This window comes from Cohnella kolymensis (assembly GCF_000829465.1).
GTDB lineage: Bacteria > Bacillota > Bacilli > Paenibacillales > Paenibacillaceae > Cohnella > Cohnella kolymensis.
Genome location: NZ_JXAL01000023.1, coordinates 41254 through 67534 on the forward strand (window position 1 = coordinate 41254; position 26281 = coordinate 67534).

Annotated in this window: 32 protein-coding genes; 24 read left to right on the forward strand and 8 right to left on the reverse strand. The window is 53.9% G+C overall.

Annotated elements, in window-relative coordinates; genetic code table 11:
* The 9 genes from fmt (at position 1) to spoVM (ending at position 8487) form a co-directional block, all read left to right on the forward strand.
* Positions 1–954, forward strand: coding sequence for a methionyl-tRNA formyltransferase (gene fmt, locus SD71_RS14410; RefSeq protein WP_041064513.1), 954 nt, complete (start codon positions 1–3; stop codon positions 952–954).
* A gap of 57 nt (positions 955–1011) precedes the next feature.
* Positions 1012–1164 (forward strand): hypothetical protein, encoded by a 153-nt coding sequence (locus SD71_RS24025; protein WP_161793399.1) that lies wholly within the window; start codon positions 1012–1014, stop codon positions 1162–1164.
* 122 nt (positions 1165–1286) lie between these two features.
* A complete protein-coding gene (gene rsmB, locus SD71_RS14415) occupies positions 1287–2684 on the forward strand; it encodes a 16S rRNA (cytosine(967)-C(5))-methyltransferase RsmB (protein ID WP_041064517.1) in 1398 nt (465 codons plus the stop codon).
* Between the two features lie 74 nt (positions 2685–2758).
* Positions 2759–3820 carry a 23S rRNA (adenine(2503)-C(2))-methyltransferase RlmN gene (gene rlmN / locus SD71_RS14420; protein WP_041064520.1) on the forward strand — a complete coding sequence of 354 codons (1062 nt, stop codon included), beginning with the start codon at positions 2759–2761 and terminating at the stop codon, positions 3818–3820.
* Positions 3821–3826: 6 nt separating this feature from the next.
* The gene (locus SD71_RS14425) at positions 3827–4594 is read left to right on the forward strand and encodes a Stp1/IreP family PP2C-type Ser/Thr phosphatase (RefSeq protein WP_041064523.1); all 768 of its coding nucleotides are present in this window, start codon (positions 3827–3829) and stop codon (positions 4592–4594) included.
* The gene (gene pknB, locus SD71_RS14430) at positions 4591–6636 is read left to right on the forward strand and encodes a Stk1 family PASTA domain-containing Ser/Thr kinase (RefSeq protein ID WP_052476277.1); all 2046 of its coding nucleotides are present in this window, start codon (positions 4591–4593) and stop codon (positions 6634–6636) included. Before SD71_RS14425 ends, pknB begins: the two co-directional genes overlap by 4 nt.
* 67 nt (positions 6637–6703) lie before the next feature.
* Entirely contained in the window at positions 6704–7609 is a 906-nt protein-coding gene (gene rsgA, locus SD71_RS14435) for a ribosome small subunit-dependent GTPase A (protein ID WP_041064525.1), read from the forward strand.
* 1 nt (position 7610) lies between these two features.
* Entirely contained in the window at positions 7611–8270 is a 660-nt protein-coding gene (rpe, locus tag SD71_RS14440; protein ID WP_041064527.1) for a ribulose-phosphate 3-epimerase, read from the forward strand.
* A 136-nt stretch (positions 8271–8406) separates the two neighbouring features.
* On the forward strand, positions 8407–8487 hold the full coding sequence (gene spoVM, locus SD71_RS14445; RefSeq protein ID WP_041064529.1) for a stage V sporulation protein SpoVM: 81 nt from the start codon (positions 8407–8409) through the stop codon (positions 8485–8487).
* A gap of 82 nt (positions 8488–8569) precedes the next feature.
* On the opposite strand, the gene rpmB is transcribed toward spoVM, so the two are convergent.
* Positions 8570–8758, reverse strand: a complete 189-nt coding sequence (rpmB, locus tag SD71_RS14450) for a 50S ribosomal protein L28 (RefSeq protein ID WP_041064532.1) — start codon at positions 8756–8758, stop codon at positions 8570–8572.
* Between the two features lie 202 nt (positions 8759–8960).
* On the opposite strand from rpmB, the gene SD71_RS14455 reads away from it, so the two are divergent.
* The 10 genes from SD71_RS14455 to SD71_RS14500 all read left to right on the forward strand — a co-directional run bounded on the left by SD71_RS14455 (position 8961) and on the right by SD71_RS14500 (position 18718).
* Positions 8961–9320 (forward strand): Asp23/Gls24 family envelope stress response protein, encoded by a 360-nt coding sequence (locus SD71_RS14455; protein ID WP_041064535.1) that lies wholly within the window; start codon positions 8961–8963, stop codon positions 9318–9320.
* A gap of 119 nt (positions 9321–9439) precedes the next feature.
* Positions 9440–11242: a DAK2 domain-containing protein gene (locus tag SD71_RS14460; protein WP_041064538.1), complete on the forward strand. Its 1803-nt coding sequence runs from the start codon at positions 9440–9442 to the stop codon at positions 11240–11242.
* Between the two features lie 33 nt (positions 11243–11275).
* Positions 11276–12133: a DegV family protein gene (locus SD71_RS14465; RefSeq protein ID WP_041064541.1), complete on the forward strand. Its 858-nt coding sequence runs from the start codon at positions 11276–11278 to the stop codon at positions 12131–12133.
* A gap of 36 nt (positions 12134–12169) precedes the next feature.
* Complete coding sequence (gene recG, locus SD71_RS14470; protein WP_041064544.1) at positions 12170–14221, forward strand: ATP-dependent DNA helicase RecG; 2052 nt, start codon at positions 12170–12172, stop codon at positions 14219–14221.
* A gap of 87 nt (positions 14222–14308) precedes the next feature.
* Positions 14309–14611: a stage VI sporulation protein F gene (locus SD71_RS14475; protein ID WP_082034264.1), complete on the forward strand. Its 303-nt coding sequence runs from the start codon at positions 14309–14311 to the stop codon at positions 14609–14611.
* Positions 14612–14958: 347 nt separating this feature from the next.
* A complete protein-coding gene (locus SD71_RS14480; RefSeq protein ID WP_052476278.1) occupies positions 14959–16008 on the forward strand; it encodes an ABC transporter substrate-binding protein in 1050 nt (349 codons plus the stop codon).
* Between the two features lie 27 nt (positions 16009–16035).
* Positions 16036–16338, forward strand: coding sequence for a thiamine-binding protein (locus SD71_RS14485; protein WP_041064548.1), 303 nt, complete (start codon positions 16036–16038; stop codon positions 16336–16338).
* A 1-nt stretch (position 16339) separates the two neighbouring features.
* The gene (locus tag SD71_RS14490) at positions 16340–17110 is read left to right on the forward strand and encodes an ABC transporter permease (protein ID WP_235427125.1); all 771 of its coding nucleotides are present in this window, start codon (positions 16340–16342) and stop codon (positions 17108–17110) included.
* Entirely contained in the window at positions 17107–17886 is a 780-nt protein-coding gene (locus SD71_RS14495; RefSeq protein WP_200889607.1) for an ABC transporter ATP-binding protein, read from the forward strand. The genes SD71_RS14490 and SD71_RS14495 overlap by 4 nt, the downstream gene beginning before the upstream one ends.
* Positions 17879–18718: a TatD family hydrolase gene (locus tag SD71_RS14500; RefSeq protein WP_235427126.1), complete on the forward strand. Its 840-nt coding sequence runs from the start codon at positions 17879–17881 to the stop codon at positions 18716–18718. Before SD71_RS14495 ends, SD71_RS14500 begins: the two co-directional genes overlap by 8 nt.
* A gap of 225 nt (positions 18719–18943) precedes the next feature.
* Here the strand turns inward: SD71_RS14500 and SD71_RS14505 are convergent, their stop codons facing one another.
* The 5 genes from SD71_RS14505 to SD71_RS24035 form a co-directional block, all read right to left on the reverse strand.
* Positions 18944–19135 (reverse strand): hypothetical protein, encoded by a 192-nt coding sequence (locus SD71_RS14505; protein ID WP_041064554.1) that lies wholly within the window; start codon positions 19133–19135, stop codon positions 18944–18946.
* An 11-nt stretch (positions 19136–19146) separates the two neighbouring features.
* A complete protein-coding gene (locus tag SD71_RS14510) occupies positions 19147–19368 on the reverse strand; it encodes a DUF2905 domain-containing protein (RefSeq protein ID WP_041064785.1) in 222 nt (73 codons plus the stop codon).
* A 94-nt stretch (positions 19369–19462) separates the two neighbouring features.
* Positions 19463–19633 carry a hypothetical protein gene (locus SD71_RS24030; RefSeq protein ID WP_161793400.1) on the reverse strand — a complete coding sequence of 57 codons (171 nt, stop codon included), beginning with the start codon at positions 19631–19633 and terminating at the stop codon, positions 19463–19465.
* Between the two features lie 66 nt (positions 19634–19699).
* Positions 19700–19912: a PLDc N-terminal domain-containing protein gene (locus SD71_RS14515; RefSeq protein WP_041064557.1), complete on the reverse strand. Its 213-nt coding sequence runs from the start codon at positions 19910–19912 to the stop codon at positions 19700–19702.
* Positions 19913–20012: 100 nt separating this feature from the next.
* Complete coding sequence (locus SD71_RS24035) at positions 20013–20189, reverse strand: hypothetical protein (protein ID WP_161793401.1); 177 nt, start codon at positions 20187–20189, stop codon at positions 20013–20015.
* 377 nt (positions 20190–20566) lie between these two features.
* On the opposite strand from SD71_RS24035, the gene rsmD reads away from it, so the two are divergent.
* Positions 20567–21166, forward strand: a complete 600-nt coding sequence (gene rsmD, locus SD71_RS14520) for a 16S rRNA (guanine(966)-N(2))-methyltransferase RsmD (protein WP_041064560.1) — start codon at positions 20567–20569, stop codon at positions 21164–21166.
* Positions 21147–21680 (forward strand): pantetheine-phosphate adenylyltransferase, encoded by a 534-nt coding sequence (coaD, locus tag SD71_RS14525; protein WP_041064563.1) that lies wholly within the window; start codon positions 21147–21149, stop codon positions 21678–21680. Before rsmD ends, coaD begins: the two co-directional genes overlap by 20 nt.
* A 286-nt stretch (positions 21681–21966) precedes the next feature.
* On the opposite strand, the gene SD71_RS14530 is transcribed toward coaD, so the two are convergent.
* Positions 21967–23190 (reverse strand): hypothetical protein, encoded by a 1224-nt coding sequence (locus SD71_RS14530; protein ID WP_052476280.1) that lies wholly within the window; start codon positions 23188–23190, stop codon positions 21967–21969.
* A 79-nt stretch (positions 23191–23269) separates the two neighbouring features.
* On the reverse strand, positions 23270–24505 hold the full coding sequence (locus SD71_RS14535; protein ID WP_041064566.1) for a nucleotidyltransferase: 1236 nt from the start codon (positions 24503–24505) through the stop codon (positions 23270–23272).
* Positions 24506–24754: 249 nt separating this feature from the next.
* On the opposite strand from SD71_RS14535, the gene SD71_RS14540 reads away from it, so the two are divergent.
* The 3 genes from SD71_RS14540 to fapR all read left to right on the forward strand — a co-directional run bounded on the left by SD71_RS14540 (position 24755) and on the right by fapR (position 26279).
* Positions 24755–25273 (forward strand): YceD family protein, encoded by a 519-nt coding sequence (locus SD71_RS14540; protein WP_041064569.1) that lies wholly within the window; start codon positions 24755–24757, stop codon positions 25271–25273.
* A gap of 48 nt (positions 25274–25321) precedes the next feature.
* Positions 25322–25495: a 50S ribosomal protein L32 gene (rpmF, locus tag SD71_RS14545; protein ID WP_027090926.1), complete on the forward strand. Its 174-nt coding sequence runs from the start codon at positions 25322–25324 to the stop codon at positions 25493–25495.
* A gap of 208 nt (positions 25496–25703) precedes the next feature.
* Positions 25704–26279, forward strand: a complete 576-nt coding sequence (fapR, locus tag SD71_RS14550; protein WP_041064575.1) for a transcription factor FapR — start codon at positions 25704–25706, stop codon at positions 26277–26279.
* The last annotated feature ends 2 nt before the right edge of the window (positions 26280–26281 follow it).

The window sequence follows — 26281 nt, forward strand, 5'->3', positions numbered from 1 at the left end:
ATGAAAATTCTATTCATGGGGACACCGCAATTCGCGGTACCTGCCTTGGCTCTGCTCTTGGAGCGGGGTTATGAGATTGCTGCGGTGGTGACGCAGCCGGATCGGCCAAAGGGCCGCAAGCGGGAGTTGACGCCGTCCCCGGTCAAGGTTTTCGCATTGGAGCGCGGGCTGAAGGTGTTTCAGCCGGAGAAGCTGCGTTCGCCGGAAGCGGTGGAGGAGGTTAAGGCGATCTCCCCGGATTTGATTGTAACCGCCGCGTACGGGCAAATTTTGCCGAAATCCGTATTGGACGTGCCGCGGTACGGATGCGTTAACGTTCACGGTTCGCTGCTGCCGCGTTATCGCGGCGGAGCGCCGATTCAACGAGCGATTATCAATGGCGAATCTGTCACAGGCGTGACGCTGATGTATATGGCGGAAGGCATGGACACAGGCGACATGATCGCCAAGGTGGAAGTGCCGATTACCGACGAAGACACAGCGGGCACGATGTTCGAGAAGCTCAGTGCTGCTGGAGCTCAGCTGCTGCTCGATTGGCTGCCGCGAATAGCGGAAGGCACAGCGCCGCGCACGCCGCAGCAGGAAAGCGAAGCGACGTATGCGCCGAACCTGACGCGTGAGGACGAGAAGCTGAATTGGAGCGGGACGGCCCGTGCACTGTTTAACCGGGTTCGGGGCTTGAATCCGATGGCGGGCGGCTTCACGTATTTGGACGGCGAAGTGTTCAAAGTGTGGGCGTGCCGCATACCGCAAGGGTCGGATAAGATGATGCGTCCGGAATGGACGAATCTGTTTCCGGGATCGGTGCTGGAGACCGGCGCATTCGGCATACGCGTGCGCACCGGAGATGGCAGCGTCGTACTTACGGAAGTGCAGCCGGCAGGCAAAAAGGCGCAGTCAGCCGCGGATTTCGCCAGAGGCGCGCGGCTGCCCGCCGGCAAATTGCTCGGGTGATCCCCGGGCTTTTTTTCTGCTTGTGAGAGGTTATAGCGGTGGGAACGGCTTAAATGGGTGCCGCAGGCGAAACTGCTCGCAGTAAGCCGCTGCGAACGGCTTAAATGGCTGCCGCAGGCGAAACTGCTCGCAGTAAGCCGCTGCGAACGGCTTAAATGGCTGCCGCAGGCGAAATTGCTCGCAGTAAACCGCTGTGAGCGGCTTAAATAGCTGCCGCAGGCGAAATTGCTCTAAGCCGCTGAGCGAGTTACAACACACGAATGGAAATACTAAGCAAGAGTTACGCCAACATTGATCCGATACAAATGACTAAGCCAGATAGGATGTCTATAATGAACAAAAATAACCGCACGCCGGGCGCTAAACCGAAAGGAGCGCGCGAACTTGCGATGAATGTGCTGCAGCGGGTGGAGATGAACGGCGCGTACAGCGGGCTGGAGCTGAATCAGGCGCTCTCGTCTGCGGAGTTGTCCCGCGCCGATGCTGCGCTTGCAACAGAGCTTGTGTACGGGACGATTCAGCGGTTAAATACGATCGACTATTCTTTGACGGGAAGGGTGAATGGCTGGCCGCGGAAGGTCGAGCCTTGGGTGCGAAGCCTGCTGCGGTTAAGCTATTACCAGCTCCGCTGGCTGTCCCGCGTACCGGCGCATGCCGTCGTGGATGAAGCCGTGCGAATCGCCAAGAAAAGAGGGCATGCGGGGATTGCCGGGTTGGTGAACGGCGTGTTGAGAGCGTTGCTTCGGGATGGGGTTGAGACACCTTTGCCGGAGCATATGAACGCCGCCGAAAGGCTGTCGCTTACCCACAGCCATCCGCAGTGGCTGGTAGAGCGTTGGATCGCCGCCTACGGCGAACAGACTACCGAGCTCATGTGCGCCGCCAATAATGAGCCCCCGCACGCCTCGGCGCGCGTCAATGTCCTCCGAAGTGAACGCGCCGGGCTGATCGACGCGATGCAAGACGCCGGCCTGGACGCGGCCGCCTCCCAGCTTGCCTCTCAAGGCATTGTTACCTCAAGAGCCGGTAATCTCGTTCATACGGATTGGTACAAGGAAGGTTTACTATCGGTGCAGGATGAGAGCTCCATGCTGGTGGCTGCGGCAGCCGATCCGCAGCCGGGAATGACGGTGCTGGACTGCTGCGCCGCACCTGGCGGCAAATCGTCTCATCTGGCGGAGCTGATGAACAATGAAGGCCAGGTTATCGCGAATGACTTGCACCCTCATAAGGAAGCGCTGATCCGGCAGCAAGCGGAGCGTCTCGGCTTAACCGTCATCAAGACGATAACCGGCGACGCCGCAGAGCTGCCCGAACGCCTGCCGCCGGAATCCTGCGATGTCGTGCTTTTGGATGCCCCATGCTCAGGCTTCGGCGTCATCCGGCGCAAGCCCGAAATCAAGTGGAACAAGACGCAAGACGATATTGACAGCCTTTCAATTTTACAGAGACAACTGTTAAGCAGAGTCCAGTCTCTCGTGAAGCCGGGCGGGGTTCTCGTTTACAGCACATGTACCGTTGCGCCGGAAGAAAATGAGCAAGCCGTTACACATTTTCTTGCGGAGCATCCCGAGTTCAGCCTCGATCCGTTATGGCCCGAGCCTGTGCTGCAGCCGATTCGCGACAGGATGCAGCTGCCCCGGCCGTTCACCGGAATGATTCAACTGCTTCCCCATATGTTCGGAAGCGACGGATTTTTTATCGCACGCATGAGAAGACAAGTCCGGTAGACGGATCATAATACGCGTTTTGTTTATGCACAAACTACCTTTATGGTAAAATAGATCGAACGGTGGTGACCAAATTGGAAAATGAACAAAATAAACCTTTCATTTACGACTTTACAATAGATCAAATTCAGGACTGGATAAAAGAACAGGGGGAGCCCGCTTTCCGTGCCGGTCAGATATTCGACTGGCTGTATGTGAAACGCGTCGGCTCTTTCGAAGATATGACCAACCTGCCCAAACCTTTGCGCGACAAGCTGAACGATAGCTTCCGCTTCGTAACCCTGACGGAAATTACGAAAATGTCCTCCAAAGACGGTACGGTTAAGTTTCTATTCGGGCTGCACGACAATCATGCGATCGAGACGGTTATCATGCGCCACAATTACGGCAACAGCGTATGTGTGACTACCCAGGTGGGCTGCCGGATCGGCTGCACTTTCTGCGCCTCCACATTGGGGGGGCTAAAGCGGGATCTGACTGCCGGGGAAATTGTCGCGCAAGTGGTGCAATCCCAGAAGCTGCTCGATCCGGAAGACGAACGGGTATCCAGCATCGTCATCATGGGATCGGGTGAACCTTTCGAAAACTATGACGCAACGATGAACTTTTTGCGTATTATGATTGATCCGAAAGGATTGAACATCGGCCAGCGGCATATCACAGTGTCAACGAGCGGAATCGTACCCAGCATGCTGAAATTTGCAGAGGAGAATACCCAGATTAACCTTGCAATTTCAATCCATGCGCCGAATGACGCACTCCGCTCCAAGCTGATGCCCGTTAATCGGCGGTTCCCTTTTGAGGACGTTATCAACGCTTGCAAGTACTACATCGAAAAGACCGGCCGGCGGATTACGTTCGAATACGCGTTGATCGGCGGCGTAAACGATCGTCCCGAGCATGCGGAAGAACTCGCATCCGTACTCCAAGGCATGCTGTGTCATGTCAACCTCATACCGGTCAACTATGTACCCGAGCGGGACTATGTCAGAACGCCTCGCGACGATATATTCGAGTTTCAGCGCATTTTGCAGAAGAACAACGTGAACGCCACGATTCGCAGAGAGCAGGGCCATGACATTGCGGCGGCTTGCGGACAATTGCGGGCCAAGCACATGGAAACTACGACGGGGTGATGGGGATTGAGGACGGCCGTACGGACGCATGTGGGGAAAGTAAGGCAAATCAATGAAGATAAAGCGTGGGGAGGCCGCCTTGCCGGCGGTCTGACCGCGGTGATCGTGGCCGACGGGATGGGCGGGCATCGCGCGGGGGAAGTAGCGAGCGCCCTTGCCGTCGACAGCCTGCTGCAATCTCTTGCTGCATGGGATGATACGGTATCCCTGGAGGAGAAAACGGACAGGATTCAGGAGATGATCCGTAAAGCCAACAAGCTCATCTTCGAAACGGCTTCGCTGAACGAGGAGTTTTACAACATGGGCACGACGGTCGACATGGCACTGCTTAACGGCAGTTCCCTGTTAATCGGCCACATTGGGGACAGCCGCGTGTACAGGGTACGCGAAGGACAACTGGAGCTGTTGACTGATGATCATACGCTGGTCAATGAATTGGCGAAATCCGGACAGCTCAGCCCGGAAGAGGCCGCCAATCATCCGAGACGCAATGTGATAACGAGAGCGCTCGGCACCGATCGGGAAGTTGACGTTGACGTGCTGGCCTTAGACTGGGCGGCCGGCGACCGGCTGCTGCTCTGCAGCGACGGATTAAGCGGCTTGGTCGAACCGGCCATGCTGCTTGCCGTATTGGAGGAACCGGATTCCACATTGGATCAGCAAGCGGAGACGCTCATTAATCTTGCGCTTGCTGCCGGCGGAGACGATAATGTGACGGTTGCATTGGCTGCAGACCAAGGCGAAGCTGACGCTACAGGAGGGGATACAGCATGATCGGCCATACGCTAAGCGGACGTTACGAATTGCTGGCCCGGGTGGGCGGCGGCGGGATGGCTCTCGTTTATAAAGCAAAGGACTTATTGTTAAATCGTTTTGTCGCGGTTAAGGTTCTGCGCCAACAGTTCACCCACGATGAGGATTTCGTCAAGAGATTCCGCAGGGAGGCTCAAGCTGCAGCTTCTTTATCCCATCCGAATATCGTAAGCATTTATGATGTGGGACAAGTTGAAGATACCCATTATATCGTCATGGAATACATCGAAGGGGCCAATCTCAATGAAATCATTCGCGACAGGGCCCCTATGCAATCGGAAGAAGCGGTCAGAATCACTTCGCAAATTTGCGACGCACTGGAGCATGCCCACCAGAATCAAATTATTCACCGCGATATTAAACCGCATAACATCCTGATCGGCAACAACGGACGGGTAAAAGTGACGGATTTCGGAATCGCGCGCGCCGTGACGTCCTCGACCATTACGCAAACGGGCGCGGTGGTCGGGTCCGTACACTATTTCTCACCGGAGCATGCCAAGGGCGTGGCGACGGGTGAGAAATCGGACCTGTACTCGCTGGGTATCGTACTGTATCAGATGGTTACCGGCCGCTTGCCTTTTCTCGGTGAAAGTCCGATCAGCGTGGCGCTCAAACATTTGCAGGAGCCTTTTGAGCAGCCTCGCAAAGTGAATCCGCATATTCCGCAAAGCGTTGAAAATATTATTTCGAAGGCGATGCGCAAAAACCCGCAGGAAAGGTATCATTCCGCGCGGGAAATGATGAAGGACTTGGAAACTTGCTTGCAGCCGCAGAGACTTAATGAACCGCCCTCCCAATTCGCCAGCGACGACGATGAGGAAGCGGAGCACACGCGCGCGATACCGGCTTTGCGCACCGACATGCGCAATACGATGGAGGCCAAAGGCATCGGTGACCGTGATGACGAGGATCGTTGGAACTCCGACGGGCTCGTACAGCGCAAGCGCAGGTGGGTGCTGCCGACGATACTGGGCATATTCGCCGTTCTGCTTATCGGTGTGCTTATTTGGGCAATTGCCCAGCTGCAAGATAATTTGAAGCCTAAAGACGTCATGGTTCCAACTGTCACGAATCAGTCATTGATGGACGCACGCAGCGAGTTGGAGGCCGCGGGGCTTAAAGTGGAAGAACCGGTGGAGGAAGAACCGAGTGAAACCGTGCCGGAAGGTTATGTAACCAAGCAGTCTAAGGAAGGCATTCGAGTTAAGGAAGGCTCCGGCATCGCACTCACGATCAGCACCGGTAAAGAGCTGCCTGGAATGCCGGATCTGGAAGGCAAGACTTACAACGATGCCGTCAAAATACTGAAAGACATGGGTGTGGACGAAGACCGGATCGGCACGATTCCAGAGTACGACGACAGTGAAGAAGGGACCGTTCTGAAGCAATCTCCGGCAACCGATCAGCAATTCGATCCGGAAAATCAGAATGTTACGCTCACGGTCAGCCAAGGTCCGGAGACGTTCGCGATGCCTAATCTCGTCGGTAAAACGATCAACCAAGCGAAACAGATTGTCGCAGATAAAAAATTGAAGCTTCCTGCCGACAAAATCGTGCCGGAGCCGAGCTACACGACGCCTCAAGGCACCGTGTTCAAGCAATTCCCGCCCGAAGGGGACGACATGGTGACCGCGGGTACGGAAGTTACCGTTTATGTAAGCAGCGGGTATCCGAAAGATTCGAGAACCCAGCAACTGGATTTGCTCATTTCTCCGGCGGTTGAAGGCCAGATCAGCACGATCAAAATCGTCTACTCCGACGCACGCGGCGATAACCGTGAAGGGACGACCAAGAAAATCAGCACGGCGACTTCGTTCCCTGTTAAGCTCGTTTTGTCCCCGGAAAAGGATGGGGTGGTTTACATTTATGAGAACGGGCAGTTTTTACAAAGCATTCCCGTTCCTTACGAGGATCGGCCGGCGAGCAATCCGGAACCGCCTAATCCGGATCCCGGCACCCCGGGTGATGGTACCGATGAAGGAAACGGCGGCCAGGGATGATCAGGAATGTGCGTTGCGATCGTAATGAACCCAGCACCTTCGGGCGTGGGAAAGGAGTCGTTGTCTTATGCCCGAAGGTCTGATCGTTAAAGCTTTAAGCGGGTACTATTATGTTCAAGGCACAGAAGGCGGCGAGACGATGCAATGCCGTGCCCGCGGCATCTTCAAGAAGCGCGGGGAATCCCCGCTTGTGGGGGACAGGGTCATCTACGGCGAGACGGAGAACGGGGAAGGAACCGTGGACCGGATTCTGCCCCGAAGCTCCGTACTAATGCGTCCGCCGATCGCGAATGCCGATCTGGCGGTTCTCGTATTTTCCGTAATTCGGCCGGAGCTGAATTTCACTTTGCTGGATAAATTTCTGGTGCATACGGAACATGCCGGCCTGGATTCCATTCTTGTCTTCACCAAAATGGACCGCATCCCGGAAGGCGGTGCAGGAGACGAAATCCGCCGTACAGTAGAGGAAGCTGCGAAACTGTACTCCTCGATCGGTTACGATGTCCTGCTCACCAGTGCCCATCTTGGAGAAGGGATGGACGAGCTCCGGCAAGCACTGGCAGGTCATATTAACGTATTCGCGGGTCAGTCGGGCGTAGGCAAATCGTCTCTGGTGAATGCTCTCATTCCGGGGTTGATGCTGGAAACCAATGAAATCAGCGAAAAGCTCGGCCGAGGGAAGCATACGACCCGGCATGTGGAAATTCGTCCTTTGCGGGACGGCGGCTATGTAGCGGATACTCCGGGCTTCAGCCAGCTGGATTTCGCGGAGCTTGGAATCGACGACATCGGTTCCTGTTTTCGCGAATTCAGACAATTGTCTGCCGGCTGCAAGTTCCGCGGCTGCACGCATACGCATGAACCTAAATGCGCTGTGCTCTCGGCCAAAGAGCAAGGTGAAATTGCCGCCAGCCGTTATGATAATTATGTGGATTTTTTGGCGGAGTGGAAAGAGAACCGACGGAGGTACTGATATGATCAAAATAGCCCCATCTATTCTGGCTTCGGATTTCGCGCGGCTGGGGGAAGAAATACGGGATATCGATTCCGCGGGAGCGGACTGGATTCATATTGATATCATGGACGGACACTTTGTGCCCAATTTGACGTTCGGACCGCCGATCGTGTCCATGATCAGACCGGTGAGCAAACTGTGCTTTGACGTTCATCTCATGGTCGAATCGCCGGAAACTCTGTTTCCCGCTCTTGCCGACGCCGGCGCGGACAGGCTGACGGTTCATCCGGAAGCATGCGTTCATCTTCACCGCACGCTTATGCAAATCCGGGAGCTGGGCATGAGAGCGGGTGTCGCGCTAAATCCGCACACACCTTTATCCGTACTCGAATATATATTGGATGAGATCGATCTCGTTCTGATCATGACGATTAATCCCGGCTTCGGCGGGCAATCCTTCCTGCCGGCCATGCTGCCGAAGCTCCGGCAGCTTCGCGAAATGCTGGAAAAGAATGGCAGAAACGATATTCACATTGAGGTAGACGGGGGCATTAATGTCGAGACCGCTTCGCTTGTCATCGAGGCCGGGGCCGACGCTCTCGTAGCGGGCACGTATATTTTCGGTCAGAACGACCGGGCTGCGGCGATCGCGTCTCTCCGAGCCGCCCGCTCGTCATAACGCCAAACCCCCGCGCTATCTTTATTCCGATTTTGTCTGGCATAGGACAATGTGAAAACCGCATACACTTGAATCATTAGAAGCGGTGGATTTCAGTCGACGGAATCGGTTCAGCCTGCGGAGGGGGGATGGGAAGATGAAATTTTACACCATCAAGCTGCCGAAATTTTTGGGTGGCTTCGTCAAAGCGATTCTCAACACGTTTCACAAAAATTGACGAGACTCCAATTACCCCAACACAAAAAGAACCGTCAGGATGACCTGACGGTTTTTCTTCATGGCCGCTTGCGCGGCGTTCATTATACGCGAGTTACTTGACCGGACTTCAAGGCCTTGGCGCTGACATAAACCCGCTTCGGCTTACCGTTCACCAAAATGCGCACCTTTTGTACGTTAACCCCCCAAGAACGGCGGGTAGTGTTGTTGGCGTGAGACTTGTTGTTACCGGAACCCGGCTTTTTACCTGTGATGAAACATTTACGAGCCATTAAAATACACCTCCCTGCCCTGTGTACACAAATACTTCACTATCATAGCACAGGGGATAGGGTGTTGCAATGCTAATTCAGCCCTCTGAAGCCATTCTCTGACACAATCGATAGATTTCCCGAGAAAACGGCTTCATTCTCCCGTTTTTTTATAGTACAATGGGGTATGGTCCATAATACAGGCATAAAGGAGTGAATTTCCATGCCGATGCAGCTCGTCTCGGAAAACGGAAAAATTGATGTTGCGGATCAGGTTATAGCGGTGATCGCCGGTTCGGCGGCATTGGATTGTTATGGGCTGATCGGAATGGCTTCCCGTAAAGGTTTGAAGGACGGCATTGCCGAACTGCTCGGACGAGAGAATTTGTCCCGCGGCGTGGAAGTCCGTCGAGAGGGAGAGCTTTTCCATCTTGATCTTTATGTTATTGTAAGCTACGGAACGAAGATTTCCGAAGTGGCCCATAACATTCAATCAAAAGTAAAATATGTGTTGGAAGAAGTAGTCGGACTGAAAGTGGATTTCGTGAACATATTCGTTCAAGGAGTTCGCGTAGTCAGTTAGCGACAACTATGCTTAGTGGCGCCGGAGGCGCACTTATGCGGGTCGCATCTGTGACTCACCCGACTGTGACGCTATAGGCGCACACTTCGGTTGGCACTGATAGGAAGGGGAATCCATCATTGAGCAAGCGCTTCTTGAACGGAAGTGAATGGGCGGCCATGATCCTGGCCGGTGCTGAGCGGTTGTCCCGCAACGCCGAACGAGTTAACGCCCTGAATGTGTTTCCGGTGCCGGACGGCGATACGGGAACCAATATGAATCTAACCATGACGGCCGGTGTGGCCGAATTGACCAATAAACCGTCGGACGAGGTCGGCCGCGCTGCAGAGGTGTTGTCCAAAGGGCTTCTCATGGGAGCGCGAGGCAATTCGGGAGTTATTTTGTCCCAATTGTTCCGCGGCTTTTCGCGTGCGCTTTCCGGCGAGCGCGAACTAGACGTGCCTTTGTTCGCCAATGGGCTGCAGCAGGGAGTGGACACCGCCTATAAAGCGGTAGCCAAGCCGGTTGAAGGGACGATTCTTACGGTCGCTCGCGAAGCGGCCCGCCATGGGGTGCTGATCTCCCGCCGGACCACGGATCTGGCGGAATGGATGCAGGAGGTTCATGCGAAGGCGCTTGAGACGCTCGCTCGTACACAGGAGATGCTTCCTGTTCTGAAGCAAGTCGGTGTTGTCGATTCAGGCGGACAAGGACTCGTTTATTTGTATGAGGGATTTGTCGACTTTTTGCAGGGAGGCGCCGATACGGCAGATTTAGTGCGGCAGCAGCCCGCCGCTCCCGCTGCGGCTCCCGTACCTGCGCAAGGCGCAGCGGCGAAAGCTCAATCCAAGCTGGCAACGGAAAGCATTGCTTTTCCTTATGATATGGAATTTTTCATTCAGCGGATATCTTCGGCGGCGCCATTCCCGGAGCGCACGTTCCGGCAAGCGCTCGAACGGGACGGCGATTCCGTCATCCTGATCCAGGACGACGACATCATTAAAGTGCACGTTCATTCCCGTCGTCCCGGCGATGTCATGAACTTGGCGTTAACTTACGGAGAAATCACGCACATTCACATATTGAACATGCAGGAGCAGCATCGTGAATTGCTGCAGCCTGAGTCTCAGCCTATTGCAGCGGCTCCGGAAGCTCTCCGTCCGATGGATCAGGCGGATGGATTGGGCCTGGAAGCCGCAACGGGCATTCCGCATGTGGAATACGGCACGGAAGGCGTGACGGCATCACCTGAAAGCGAACCGAACCCGGACGTATATGAAATGGCGTCCTACGGGGTAGTTGCCGTCAGCGTTGGGGACGGCAATGCGGAATTATTCCGCAGCCTGGGCGTCGATATCGTCATCTCAGGCGGACAAAGCATGAACCCGAGCACGGAAGATTTGCTCGGAGCGGTGTCTTCCTTGTCGACGCACCATGTGTTCCTGCTTCCGAACAATCCGAATATCATTATGGCAGCCAAACAAGCGGCAGAGCTTGCAGACAAGCAGGTAACCGTCATTCCGACGAAGACGATTCCGCAAGGCTTGGCGGCTATGCTTGCTTTTCAGGAGAACGACTCGGAAGCGGCCAACGTCGAACGTATGAACAAAGCGTTGGAACGTGTCGTAACCGGACAGGTTACTCAGGCTGTGAGGGATACGACGATGGATGGACTGCAGATCAAGGAGGGCCATTTCATCGGCATTCAGGACAAAACGATCGTGGTCTCAGCGCCTACTCAAGCGGAAGCTTGCCGGGAGCTGCTGACGAACCTGCTTGCTTCAGGCGGAGATATGGTCACGGTGCTCACAGGTGAGGATGCAGATGCACAGGAGACGGAAGAACTTGAAGCTTGGCTCGAGCAGCAGTTCCCGGACGTCGAGGTCGAAGTGCATGAAGGCGGGCAGCCGCTGTATCCGTATTTGTTTGCCGTAGAAGCCTAACCCCAATTAAGTTCGCGAATGGAGGACAAGTTCATGGCTTCGATTGCTTTGGTAACAGACAGTACGGCGGATATCTCGCAAGAGGTACGTGACAAGCTGGGTATTTCGATGGTCCCGCTGAAGGTCAGTTTCGGTGAAGAGACATTTTTGGATAACATTACTTTACAACCTGCGCAGTTTTACCAGAAGCTGACTGCTTTTACCGCCGGTCTTCCGAAAACTTCAACGCCTTCCCCGGCAGACTTTTACGAAGTATTCAAGAAATTAACGGACGAAGGCCGTTCGGTGATTTCGGTGCACCTGTCTTCATCGCTCAGCGGAACTTATCAAGCCGCACTGATCGCCCAGTCGATGCTGGAGGGTGAGGGTGACGTTACCGTAATCGACTCCAAATCCGCTTCTTACGGCTATGGCAATCAGGTGGTGGCGGCGGCAGAAATGGCTCAAACAGGCGCTTCCAAAGAGGAGATCATCGATGAAATCCATCGGTTGCGCGGGGAAATGCAGCTGTATTTCATGGTCGATACGCTCGAATATTTACAAAAGGGCGGCCGCATCGGTAAAGCTTCTGCAGTGCTCGGGTCCCTCCTGAACATCAAACCGATTCTATCGATTGACGATGACGGCTCTATCTTTCCGGTGGAGAAGGTCAGAGGAACGAAACGCGCCATGGCTCGCATCACGGAAATGGTAGCGACGCATTTTCAAGGTGCTCCTGTGGACGTGACGGTTGCCGTGACGCCAGGTTACACTTCAGGCGTTGCTGAGATGGCAGAGATGCTGAAAAACCAATTAAACATCAAACGTTACCTGGAGGCGGAAATCGGTCCGGTCGTCGGCACCCATGCCGGACCGGGCACGATCGGCTTGTTCGTTACTCCTGCTCGTTAACTTGGACAATCAGGCAATTGTAAAGAGGTCGGTCTTATGTCTATCGATTTATTCGTTATACCGGTCGTTCAACTTCAAGGCGTGGGCTCCCAGAAAGCGGAGGAGCTTCACGCCTTGGGTATTTCCACGGTCGGCGAACTGCTCGAATACTATCCTTTTCGTTATGAGGATTACCGGATTCGCGAGCTGAGCGAAGTGAAGGACGGGGAGAAAATCACCGTTCAAGGCACGATCGCCTCGATGCCTTCCGTTCAAAGATACGGGCGTAAATCCCGGCTTACTTCGCGTGTAACCGTGGAAGGGATTCTTGTGACCGCGGTATGGTTTAACCGGGCATTCCTTCAGGATCAGCTCACACCGGGCCGGGAGATCACTTTAACCGGCAAGTGGGATCAGCGCCGCCGTCATTTAACCGTGGCGGAGTCTGAATTCCCTGACCGGGGCGGAGCGAAGTCCGGTACGCTTCAACCGGTATACTCGGTTGGCGGTACCCTTACCCAGTCATGGCTTCGCAAAACGATGGACCGCGCATTGACCCAATACGGAGGACTCATACCGGAAATGCTTCCGCCGGATCTTGTGGACAAGCACAAATTGGTTCCCAGAAGGGAAGCGATTATGCGCATTCACCGTCCCGAGAACACGCGCGAGGGACAGGAAGCCCGCCGAAGAATGGTTTACGAGGAGCTGTTTTTGTTCCAGTTGAAGCTGCAGGCCTATCGGGCAACTCATCTGAAGCAGCCTGACGGTGTTGCGCACCCCGTCAACAATGAGGACATCCGGACGTTTGTGGGGGCGCTGCCTTTCTCGCTCACGGACTCGCAAAAACAGGTGATCAACGAAATTCTTCATGATATGAAGCAGCCGTACGTGATGAATCGGCTGCTGCAAGGAGATGTCGGCGCAGGTAAAACCGTTGTTGCTGCGGTGGCGCTTTATGCTACGGTCAAAGCAGGCAATCAAGGGGCGCTTATGGTGCCTACCGAAATTCTGGCCGAGCAGCATGCACGGTCGTTAAGCAAGCTTTTCGAGCCGTACGGCATCCAGGTCGGCCTGTTGACCGGAAGTCTGACCGAACGAAGACGCAGAGACGTGCTGGCATCCCTTCAAATGGGATTGTCGGATATCGTCGTCGGCACGCATGCCCTCATCCAGGAGGATGTGTTTTTCCGGAGTCTCGGACTGGTCGTGACCGATGAGCAGCACCGGTTCGGAGTCAATCAGCGCAGCATATTGCGGCGCAAGGGCATGAACCCCGATGTGCTGACCATGACCGCCACTCCGATACCTCGCACGCTTGCCATCACCGTCTTCGGCGATATGGACGTGTCGACGCTCAGGGAACGGCCTAAGGGACGCAAGCCTATCAAAACCTACTGGGTCAAACACGATATGATGGACCGCGTGCTTGGATTCATCCGCCGTGAAGCGGAAGCGGGGCGGCAGACCTTTTTCATATGCCCGCTCATTGAAGAATCCGAGAAGCTTGACGTGCAGAATGCCATCGACCTGCATATGCAATTGCGCCAAGCGCTGCCGGAGCTGCCCGTGGGCCTCCTGCACGGTCGCATGAGCCCTGCCGACAAGGAAGCGGCAATGGCCGCTTTTGCGGACGGTGAAACGACTGTGCTCGTATCGACAACGGTCATTGAAGTCGGGGTGGATGTTCCGAATGCGACACTTATGATTGTTATGGATGCCGATCGTTTCGGGCTCTCCCAGCTGCATCAGCTGCGCGGACGAGTAGGGCGAGGCGAGCATCAGTCGTATTGCATTCTCATTGCCGATCCGAAGTCGGAGAACGGGCAGGAGAGAATGAAGGCGATGACGGACACCGATGACGGCTTCGAAATTTCTCGCCGTGATTTGGAGTTGCGCGGCCCCGGCGAATTCTTCGGAACAAAGCAAAGCGGCATGCCGGAGTTCCGGCTGGCGAATTTGCTGAACGATTTCGAGGTGCTGGAGCAAGCGCGGGATGATGCGGCACAATTGACCTCCCGTGAGGAATTCTGGTCGTCGCCTGTTTACGGGGAATTGCGGGATCACCTGCAGCGCGAGACGCGCATGCAAGGCGAGCCGCTGGATTAGCGTGCGCCACCTACTTTGGGCATTTGACGCTGTCATTTCACCTGTTTTACCGGCATAAGATGAACGGGAACGAATGCCGGAAGGAGCGTGACCGTCTTGAGCCCAAGTTGGCAGAGTTACGGCATTAAGCCGGAGTTTGTGGAACGCGTGAAATTCAAAATGAAAAACCCGGCAACCAAAGAGAAGATCAAAGGGCTTCTGGAAGGGATCACGAAATACGATTTGCAGGATCGCGTGAAGGTCCGCAAATGGGTTAAAATGTTCGCCAAAATCTTGAACGAACCGTTAACCCAGATGCAGGAGGAACAGTTAGTCAATTTTGTCATCGCCCAAAAAATAGATCCGAACAACACGCTCCATCTGATAAAGCTATGGACGATGTTCCGGTAAACAGTAACGCTCTGTTCCCGCACATTGCCTGCGGGAGCGGAGCGTTCCGGCGTTTATCTTGACATCGAATATCACCGGATGTATATTATGAGCGAAGAAGGATGAGACAACTGCATATAACCTCGGGAGCTTAGGTGAACTTTGCTGAGAGGAAAGCTATTCCGCTTTCGACCGATAACCTGATCTGGATAATGCCAGCGGAGGGACGCCCTTAACATCATTTAAGGCCGCACATTCGTTGCGGCCTTTTATATTTGGCGGCTTTCTTATCTGACGTCTTCCGGATCCGGAGACGTTTTTTGAGTTGTGAGCATCCGTTACGACAGACAACGCACGAAGAGAGGAAGATGAAAGTGACAGCAGGCAGCAGGTTTGTGAAAATTGCAGGGTTAACGTTATTGGCGGGGGTACTTCTCATCACCGGATGCGGAAACAAGGAAAATGCGGCGCCGGCCGCCGGCCCGTCCGATTCAGCCGCTGTGCAAGAGCAGCCAAAAAAGCTGCAGGAAGTAAAGCTGGTGCTGGACTGGACACCGAATACGAATCATACGGGTTTGTATGCGGCCAGGGATAATGGCTACTGGGAGAAGCGGGGACTGAAGGTTGAAATCATTCAACCCCCGGAGACGGGAGCCGATGCGCTAGTGGCCAGTGGTACCGCACAATTCGGAGTCGGAGCGCAAGAGGCAATGATATTAGCTCGGGAGCAAGGGCTGCCGATCGTTTCTTTGGCTGCGGTCATCCAGCATAACACATCAGGCTTCGCCTCTCCTGCGAGTAAGAATATCAAGCAGCCCAAGGATTTCGAAGGCAAAACGTACGGCGGGTGGGGATCTCCCGCAGAGCAGGCCGTTATCGACTCGTTGATGCAGGTTCAAAAAGCGGACGTGAGCAAGGTGACATTCGTCAACGCCGGAACCGCCGACTTTTTCACCGCCGTAAAGAAGGATATCGATTTCGAATGGATTTTCTACGGCTGGACGGGAATCGAAGCGGAACTTCGCAAAGAGCCAATCAACATGATCTACCTGGCCGACTATAGCAAACAGCTGGATTATTACACCCCGCTTTTGACGACAAATGAAAAAATGATCAAAGAGAAGCCGGATGTCGTGCGCGCGTTTGTAGAAGGGGCTGCGGAAGGTTACCAATATGCAATCGACAATCCCGAGGCTTCAGCGGATCTGCTGCTGAAAGCTGTGCCGGAGCTGAATGCGGATCTTGTGAAAGCGAGCCAGAACTGGTTAAGTCCGAAATACAAGGATGACGCGGCCCGCTGGGGCGAACAGAAGAAGGAAATTTGGTCCGGCTACGGTGATTGGATGCAGCAGCATGGCCTTTTGAAAAAAGAGCTGAATTACGACGAAATGTTCACAAACGAGTTTCTGCCGAAATAATTGACGGTGTAGAGGGGATGAGAGAGTATGGCTCAGGCGCTGCTCAGTATTCAAATATTGCCGAAAACAAACGCGGGTGAAGAGGTTTATCCTTACGTGGACCGCGCGATCGAGATCATTAAGCAATCCGGCGTTCCTTATCGGGTAGGGCCGCTGGAGACGACGATGGAGGGCGATCTCGATCAACTGCTTGATATTGTCAAACAGATGAACGCAGCGATGTTCGAAATGGGAAGCCCTTCGGTGCTGTCGCAAATCAAGCTGTCCGTGGATAGTAAGGAAGGCGCGTCCATGGCGCGCTTGCTGCAAAAGTATCCTGATGGGAAATAGGATGCTCAGGAACATTGTTCCGCCGGTGCTCAGCGTGACGGTGTTCCTGTTGGTCTGGCAGGCGGCATGTAAGATGTTTTCGCTGCCTCCTTACATGCTGCCGGATCCGTTACGGGTGGCTGAGCGGATGGCTGAGGACTCCTCTCTGCTGCTGAAGCATGTTGCGGCCACATTTCAATTGGCGCTCATGGGAGTCGCGGCCGGAGTCGCTGCAGGAATTATCGTGGCATTGATTTTGCACTTTGTACCGTGGCTGCGGTCAGCTGTAGCGCCGCTTATCGTCATGTCACAGAACATTCCGCTGATTGTTCTCGCGCCGCTGCTGATCATGTGGTTCGGATTCGGACTCAGCCCGAAGCTGATTTTGCTCGTCATTATTTGTTTTTTTCCGATCGCATGGTCGATGCTGGCCGGGCTTCGTCACGCGGAGCCTCATCTTCGCGAGTATTTGGCGATGATCGGGGCTTCCCGCCGGCAGATGCTGCTCCGTCTGGAGCTGCCGGCTTCGCTTCCTTATTTCTTTTCCGGTCTGAAAATAACGACAACCTACAGCGTTTCGAGCGTGGTCGTTGCGGAGTGGCTCGGTTCAAGCAAAGGCATCGGTTATTATTTGTATCTTAAATTTAAAGGCTATGATATTGCTGCTGCCTTCGGTGCCGTAGCGTGTATTATCGCTCTAAGTCTGTTGTTTTACGGTGCGGCCGCGCTTTTGGAACGTCTGGTCATTCGTTGGCGGCCGAGAACAGGTGAGAAGGGGGGCCGACAGGCATGAGTCCTATCCATAAGCTCGAACTTAGCGGGGTCTCCAAAAGTTACCGGCGGCGCGGGCACCTGCTCCCCGTTCTGGATCATATTTCGCTTCATGTTCGCGAAGGAGAATTTGTCACGCTCCTAGGCCCCTCCGGCAGCGGGAAATCGACGTTGTTCCGGTTGATCGGCGGTGTGGAACGGCCCGATGAAGGAAGCATCTCAATTGCCGGTAAAGAAATGACAGGCAAGACCGGGCATGTCAGTTATATGCCTCAGCAGGCCTCCCTGTTTCCTTGGATGTCGGTGGCCGATAATATCTCGACTGCGCTGGTTACATGCGGAGTTGAAAAGAAAGAAGCGAAAGAACAGGCTCGTGAATGGTTGAGCCGTATCACCCTCGGAGATGTCGCCGATGAATACCCGCACGTGCTGTCGGGTGGGATGCAGCAGCGGGTTTCGTTCTTGCGTGCGCTGCTGATGCCGAGAGATGTGATGTGCCTGGACGAACCGTTCGCCGCATTGGATGCGTTGACGAGAGCGGAGATGCAGCGATGGCTGCTGGAATTGTGGGAGAGCAACCGGCGATCCGTGCTTTTTGTTACGCACAGCATCGAAGAGGCATTGATATTGTCCGACCGTATCTATGTTCTTTCCCGCGCGCCTGCACGAATCCTGCGGGAGATTACGGTGCCGTTCGAACGTCCCCGCCGATCCGATGTCTGGACGCTTCAGGAGTTCGTGGAGCTGAAGAAGGATGTCCTGGAGCTGCTGGAAGAAGGAGAACCGGCTATTGTTTGATACGCATATTCATCTCGATCTGTATGAGTCCGGCGAGAGAGAGCTCATGTTGGAGTCGGCTTTCGAGTCGGGAGTGGATGGTGTCGTGTCCGTATCGATGGGATTGGAATCATGCCGCGTGAACCGTGAACTGGCGAGGCGTTATTCGGGAAATATCATGCCGGCTTACGGCCATCATCCCGAGCAGCCGCCGCTTAGTGACGAAGGGCTGACAGAGTTGATCGGGTGGATCCGGGAGCAGGGCGAGGAGCCGTTCGCGATCGGTGAAGTCGGACTTCCTTATTATTTGCTCAAGGAAGCTGAGAAGAAGGGTGAGAGGTTTGATCTTGAACCCTATATTCGGCAGCTTGAGCAGTTTGTCAGGCTGGCAGGGGAACTGGATCGTCCCATCGTCCTACACGCCGTGTATGAAGATGCGGAAAGGGCAATGGAGCTGTTGGAACGATATTCGATCCGCAGGGCCCATTTCCATTGGTTCAAAGGAAGTGCGGCTGCCGTACAGAGGTTAGTCAAAGCCGGCGCGTATATCTCGGTGACGCCTGACGTCCTGTATGAACGGGAAATACGTGAGATGGCAAGCAGCTATCCGCTGGAGCGGCTAATGGCAGAGACGGACGGTCCTTGGCCTTTTGAAGGCCCTTTTGCCGGACAGAAGACACAGCCAACCATGGTGAAAGCAGTCCTGGAGGAAATTGCTTTGCTTCGGGGGATGGAAGTGACGACCGTCACTGATCTCGTTAACGCGAATAGCAGAACGTTTTATGGGATGTCCCGACGGGGGGACGATTCGACTATTCACTCGAGGGCTTGCGCCACCGAACGCGATAACTAACGGGAAAAGCTCATGCTAATTTCTCTGTTTGATCATGTGGAAACCATTTAGATGGAAAAACTCCCGATAAATCGGGCAGGAGTTTCTCTCTCGCGACAAACCGGCATTATTAGCTGGAGCTTTTCCATCTAGAGTAAATAACGGTGTTGCCGCTCGGAGTTTAGCGGGAGGATTTCCAGTACAGCATATAAATGCAAGGGGCGGCCATTAAGGCCGCCGATTTTTTTAGCTGTGATAGCTGCCGATCGGTGCGTTCAACACCCACTCCAAAAGAAGCATCTGCTCCTCGAGACGGGCAATTTGACTCTGCAACGCCTGCTGTTCGGACGGATCAGTGGATGACGCTCTATTTTCAAACGTTTGTTTCTGAGCAGCCAGCTCATTGTACTTCCGTTTGATTTGATCGACTGTCCTCACCAAGAAACCTCCTACCGCGAAAATAATCTTATGATATAGAAAATGAGAGAAAGAACGATGCTGGCTACTATGCAAGTTACGATCGGAAAATAAAATCTGACATTCCCTTTTTCGTAAACAATGTCGCCGGGCAGCCTGCCGATGTTAAAAAACCGCCCTCCGACCATCCAGACGACACCCATGACAATGAGTGCAATACCCGCAATAATCAGCATTTTTGGAAAAGGATTCATCATTCATCACCCGCTACTATTATAAACAACTAAGGGTGGCTGATACACTATACATACGAAAGGCAGCTGCGAGGATCCCGCAACTGCCTTTGCGTCATACTGTGTCCGATCGACTCCGGCGTCTCGACATCATGAGCAGGCCGATAACGGCAGCGACGATGCCGGCAGCTCCGAACCAGAATACTAAAGTGATCAGCGCTTTTGTCAGCCACAGCACGACTGCAATAATTAGAGCGAAAATGCCCAGATAGAGGAGCATACGCATGGTGATGACCTCCTTGATAAGTAGATAGGTTCTATTACCCAAAATTGGAGGCCTAATCGATATCCGCTACAATTCATTGCGAATAAGCAAATACACGATGAGTCCCATTAGAGGGAAGAATAACAGCCCCAAAAGTACGAGCAGCGCATACTCATGGCTTCTCCCGCGCCGCAAGCAATCCCGGTAGCCCCACACGCAAATCGCGATATGAATGATGAATAGTACGATTGAAAAGAGCAAGAAGATCACGAACATACCGCCAAACACATCAAAAGGCATCAACGGCAAATCCCCCTCATCGATTATTTCATCACTTTGTATACGATTATGCAGGGGATGGAGTTACATGAAAAAGGCACCGTTACCGGCGCCTCAGAGTTTAAGATTTTCTTGGCTTGTCCTGCAGTCCGACATCCTCCTGGATGTCCTCGATCACCGCTTCAACCGCCCCGCTTATCATATCGATCGCCGAGACATCCTCTTGTTCGTGCGGCGTAGGAACGCTCGCTTCGTTGTAGAAATCGATGTCCAGCTCTTCGTTTTTCTTTTTGCTCAAAGGGCTCAACTCCCTTCCATCGTGTTTCTCTATATTAACCTGTTGACAATGCATCAATATCAGATACGCGTATAAAAAAGTCGAGCCCCGTCTCGCGACGAGGCCCTTCATGGGAGAGGAGAAACCGGACGAAGAGCTTATGGGGAAACGTAAGTCTTCTCCGCGGTTGTCCCCGACACCTCTCGGTGCCGGTAATCCTATTGTCACCTGAGAAAAGGAAAATATACGCACGGGCGGAAAAAAATTAATCGGGCAGAGATATCGACACAGCGTAGAAAGATGACGGCTTTTGAAAAATGCGGCAATGTGGTAACATAACACCTGCAAACATAGTACATAAGTGCTACCGTTCATGTCATCGTGCAGGGGTTGAAGATGTGCGAGTTATATCCGGACAAGCCAAAGGGCATCCGCTGAAGGCGGTTCCCGGGAGCAATACGCGCCCGACAACCGACAAAGTGAAAGAATCCATGTTTAGTATCATCGGTCCTTATTTCGACGAGGAGCGCGTGCTGGACCTATTCGCCGGAACCGGCGCATTGGGTATAGAGGCACTGAGCCGGGGAGCGGGAAGCGCAGTTTTTATTGATGCCAATTCACAAAGCGTAGAGGTTGTACGCCGCAATCTGGAGTCCACAAAGTTGTCCGGGAAGGCCGAAGTATATCGAAATGACTCTCGCAGAGCGCTTAAGGCGCTTGAGCGGAAGGGCGTGCCGTTTCATATCGTTTTTCTCGATCCTCCTTATGTGATGAAGGATTGCGACGAGCTGTTGAAGGAGATGGCTTCGCGGGGATTGTTGGCTGACGGTGCGCTCGTTGTCGTTGAACATCATCCGGACGTTAAATACGAAGACCGCTTCGCTGGCTTTGAGCGCACCAGATATGCCGAATACGGCGAGACCGCTTTATCGATCTACACGTATCAGATGCCTGCCGAGGCAGAGGAGGAACTTGGGCATGACAGTGAAGCCGAATGAATTCAGACATGAGCATCGTATAGCGGTATGCCCCGGCAGCTTCGATCCCGTCACTTTCGGTCATTTGGACATCGTCCGCAGAGCAGCCAAACAATTCGATCGCGTCATCGTGGCCGTGTTGAACAATACCTCGAAAAGTCCGCTGTTCAGCGTTCTGGAACGAAAGGAATTATTGGCGGAGGTTACGAAGGATTTGCCCAATGTCGAAGTCGACAGCTTCCGCGACCTTTTAGTCCGGTACATGCAATCCCGCAAAGCGCATATTATCGTGCGCGGCATTCGTTCCGTCACGGATTTCGAATATGAGCTGCAGATCGCTTCAACGAACCGCCAGCTGGACGAAGATATTGAAACCGTGTTCATGATGACCAATCCGAAATATTCCTATCTGAGCTCGAGTATTGTGAAGGAGATTGCCAGGTTTAACGGCCCCGTGCATGATCTGGTGCCCCCCGCGGTTGAGGCCGCACTCGTGCGGAAGTTGGGCGGAAAAGCCGGCAGCTCGCAGAAATAGTCAGCTGCATAAAAGTCCCAGGCCGTTGAGGCTTGGGACTTTTTGTCGTTGCTGTATGGGGCTGTGCCGGGAGTGGATGATGCATTGTAAGGCGGGTTTTCGGCCTTACAGCTCGCTGTGCCGATAGATGATCCGCTGTAGGGCGAATTGTTAGGCTTACAGCTCGCTGTGCCGATAGATGATTCGCTGTAGGTCGAATTGTTAGGCTTACACCTCGCTGTGCCGGCAGAGGATTCGCTGTAAGGCGAATTGTTAGGCTTACAGCTCGCTGCCGATCTGAACAGATTCATTTACCAGGCGGTTTTGGGCGTATGAGGGCTGCAATCATGGCCAGCAGCAGGAAAACTGCGAAGCTGGCTAGCGCTACAATCAGGGTCTCGGACATATGCCCCCATCCGTTAGGGAGAGGACCTTGTGCTGCCCATGCGTCCATCGCGTTCCATCGATCCGGCCAAAGGGCATACATCAAGTTCTCCACCGGCTTTGATGCGGCAGCCAGCGCCAGCGGATACGTACAAACAAGCGCGAGCGCGCTATGTAACAGGCGGCCGGCGATGATTCTGCCCCAAGGGAAGGAACGGCCTGTGCCGAAAGCAGCTCTCGCTTGCAGCAGACCGCTCCAGCCGCTCCAAGCCAAAGCCGCTGCAAGCAATGCCGAACCTTGTGCGGGAGCGAATGCGAAAATACCGGAACGGCTGCTTTCATAGGCGCCCAGATGCATTTCATAAAACCCTGGAAAGGCAAGCCACATATCGCTGCCTGGCACGAACAGCTGCAGAAGGGTGATAATGACGGCGCTCATCATGATGAGACCGCCCAAAGTCATCAAAATTCCGACGGCATGTGTAACGGAGTCCGCCAATTGTTTGCCGAAGGGGCGTCCGTCTTCTCTGCGGGCATCCGATGCCGCGCGATAAGCTCTTCTTAGAATAGCGGCAGGCTGGTTGAAGGGGAGCGGGGGAACTTTCGGTCTCGGCGGTTTCGTTATTCGCGCCCACAAAAAACCGGCTGCCACTGCGGAAGACCAAAGCCCTAAGGCGATCGCCCATCCGAGCTCAGGCGACTGCAAAAAACCGAAGCCGATGATGAGTACGACGAGGAACGGATTGGGCACGTGTGAGACCAGCAGCACCGTATCCACATCGTCGTCCTGGATCAGGCCTTTATCTCGCAGTCTGGCGGTTTCTTTGGCGCCTGCCGGAACTCCGGCCGACCAGCCGAACGCGATGGCCCAACCTGATGCGCCCGGCAGCCGAAACAGGCCCCGGGTGAACGGTTCGGCTAATGTGGAAAGGCCGTGAAGCAAGCCTGAAGCCGCCAATAATTCGGCAAGCATGAGCGGCGGCAATAAACCGGGGAACACATTTTGCCACCAAATCTGCAAACCTCGCAGCGAAGCCCGAAACGCTTCCCCCGGAGAGTGGACAATCCCGGCTACGACTAGCAATGCCGCTGTTCCGAGAACAAGTGAAAGGAAGATGGAGCCTCTCTGACGTATCACATTCTGCATACCGCTCCCCCTCCAGCGTGAGAAATACAATACAATGTACGCTCTTCGCAGGAGTGTTAGACCTACTTGTCCCTAACGGCTAGACTCGAATCGGCGGTTTGGTGAAATCGCGCATGGCATCTTCAGCGTTCGCATTGCGGAAGGCCAGCGAATACATCGCAGTTGCAGCGGTATCGAGCGACAAATAAGGCCAATCTGCGCGGGCTGCGGATGAAATGATCGGACGAGATGCTTTTGCGCGCATGTCATGGAGAAGCTTTTGACCGCGTTCGGAGAAGCCGAGCACTCTTATGTAATCGATTCCGGCCGACAGCCGCTGGGATGTCAGCAGCTCTTTATGATGTCCGAGCAGTATTCTGAGCAGCATTCGCTGCAGTTTCGTATGGGTATATCTTTTCGTTTTGAGAGCGGCAAGAAGGGAAGCGACGGTTAATTCTTCAAGCTCAGGAAGCACGTTTCGCACCCGATTTTCCAACCCCTCCGTAACTTCGGCAAACAGAGCCAGTTGGGAGACGTCCCGGCGGAACAGTTCGTGAAAAAGCGGACGCGCAAACAGTTCCCAGTGGATCGGAGCACGCCCGGCCTTGATCTCCCGTTCTAAAATTTCCAACGTAGAAGCGGGTACATAAGAGGCAAGCGTTGCCAGCGATCCGGACTCTCCGAGCAGCAGCTTCCGCAGAGCGGTCGCGCTGGCGATTTGGGCATCCGTGATATCGGCTTGCCCGTAGCCGGATTTCTCGCGCCGCACTGTATAAGGAACGATTGAGCTGCCCAGCTTCTTGAGAGCAATTAAATAATGAAGCCCGAGAGTATGATTAGGCTGCTCTAATGAGAAACCGATATCGCCCAAGCCTTTGTCTTGCAGCAATTGTTTGGAAGCCGCAGCGAACGCGGACGGATAAGGCACCCCTTGCTTCAGCATCCGGGCCAAATGCTCGGAAAGCTCGGGAGCTTCCTCCGCCAGCAAGGATGCCATCCGATCCAGTGCCTGTAAGTCTCCGCTCTCACTCCCGAAGCACAATGAATCCACGACACCTGTCGCTTCAAGCACGGCAACCGCCCCGTAGCCGAACCATTGCGCAGGCTGAGAGCTGTAAGCTGCAGGAAGCTCCAGCACAAGATCGCAGCCGGCACGCAGCGCCATTTCCGTGCGTGCCCACTTGTCCGCCAACGCCGGTTCTCCCCGCTGCAGAAAATGGCCGCTCATGACTGCAACCACATTTTCCGCCCCTGTTACGGCTTTAGATTGCTGAAGATGATAGAGGTGGCCGTTATGAAACGGATTATATTCGACGATGACTCCAACTGTAGACATGGGTTGCTCCTTTATTTAAACGGCAATGGTGTGTTCTCTTTCGACAGCCACAATATACCATGGGGCGCACATAGAAGAGAAGCGGCTGAACGACTTTGACGGGCCTCATTGCTTGACACGGCCATCCGGTGTTGTTAGACTAAAAACCTTGATAAATCCGCGAAGAACATGGAATCATGAAGTATAAACTCATTGACAAAATAGTCGAAACATCGGTATAATAATTTTTGTTTGTTTGGAGTGATCCCGATGCTGTTAAATGTACAAGAACTTGTGAGCCGGAAGCAGCCGATCGAGCTGCAAGGTACTCTCGATACAGCCGATATGTTCCGGAACAGCCCGGAATTCAAACCGCTCAGCCCGTTGGAATACAATCTGACTGCTGAAGCGGCGGATGAACGGATTCTTGTGTCCGGTCGCATTTCATGCAAAGTACGGATGCAGTGCTCACGCTGTTTGGAACCGATCGAAGAAGACATCCGTCTTCCTTTTAAAGAGCAGTTCCGCATCGTGAAGGCCGGCGAACCGAAGCCTGGTGAACAAGACGAGGCCATACCGGTGACGGGCGAACGCATCGATCTGGCGCCTTTGCTGGCGGAAGAGTTGATGGTTCAATTACCGTATGCCCCTGTGTGCCGGGAAGATTGCCAAGGTCTATGCCCGAAATGCGGAACGAACCGTAATGAACAATCATGCAGCTGCAATACGGAGTCCGTTGACCCCCGACTGGCAGCGCTCCAGGATTGGTTTAAATCTAAGGAAGAATAGTCGGGCTTATGGTCCGGCGGCGTTCACTCTGATAAGGAGGTGGGAACATTGGCAGTACCTTTTGGAAAAACATCGAAATCCCGCAAAAACAAGCGCCGTACTCATTTCAAATTGGTCGTTCCAGGAATGGTGAAATGCGATCAATGCGGCGAATTGAAGCTGGCGCACCGCGTATGTAAAGTTTGCGGTACGTACAAAGCTCGCGAAATTATCAAGCAATAAAGTCTAGCGCGTCTGGATTCTACGACGGAGGCGCGGCCGTATGTTTTGCAGCGGCTGCGGGCATCTGCGTTCGTTGCATACCGACGCGTTTTTCTTTATACTCTTTTTGGCACCTGGTATTAAATCCTATACATAAATTAAAGGTTCAATCGTATTCTATTTCTATTATTTTTCGGTGGTTCAATCTGCCAGGAAAGCGGTGGTGGCTATGGAACGGCTTCCTAAACGTCAGCGTCACCAGCAGCTCAGCCGGCTGCTGGAAGAAAATCCGTTCCTCACTGACCGTGAACTGACTCGGAAGCTGAAGGTCAGCATCCAGACGATTCGTTTGGACCGCCTGGAGCTGGCTATCCCTGAACTCAGGGAAAGATTGAAGCTGATGGCGGAGCGGTCTCACGACTCCGTTAAGTCTTTGCCTTTGCATGAGGTGATCGGCGATATTGTGGATTTGCAGCTGGACAAGAGCGGCATCTCTTTATTCGAAATTACTGAAGAGCATGTATTCTCCCGCACCGGCATCGCCCGAGGGCACCATGTCTTCGCGCAAGCGAACTCGCTGGCCGTCGCCGTCATTAACGATGAAATCGCTTTGACGGCATCTGCCGACCTGCGCTTCATTCGTCCGGCGCGGCTCGGGGAGAAATGCATCGCAAAAGCGTACGTCCGCTCCAGCGGCGAGCAAAAAGGAAAAGCGAAAGTGGAAGTATTCACTTATGTCGGAGAAGAAATGGTGTTTCAAGGCAATTTCGTCATTTACCGGTCCGCGGGAGAAACGAACACATGAAG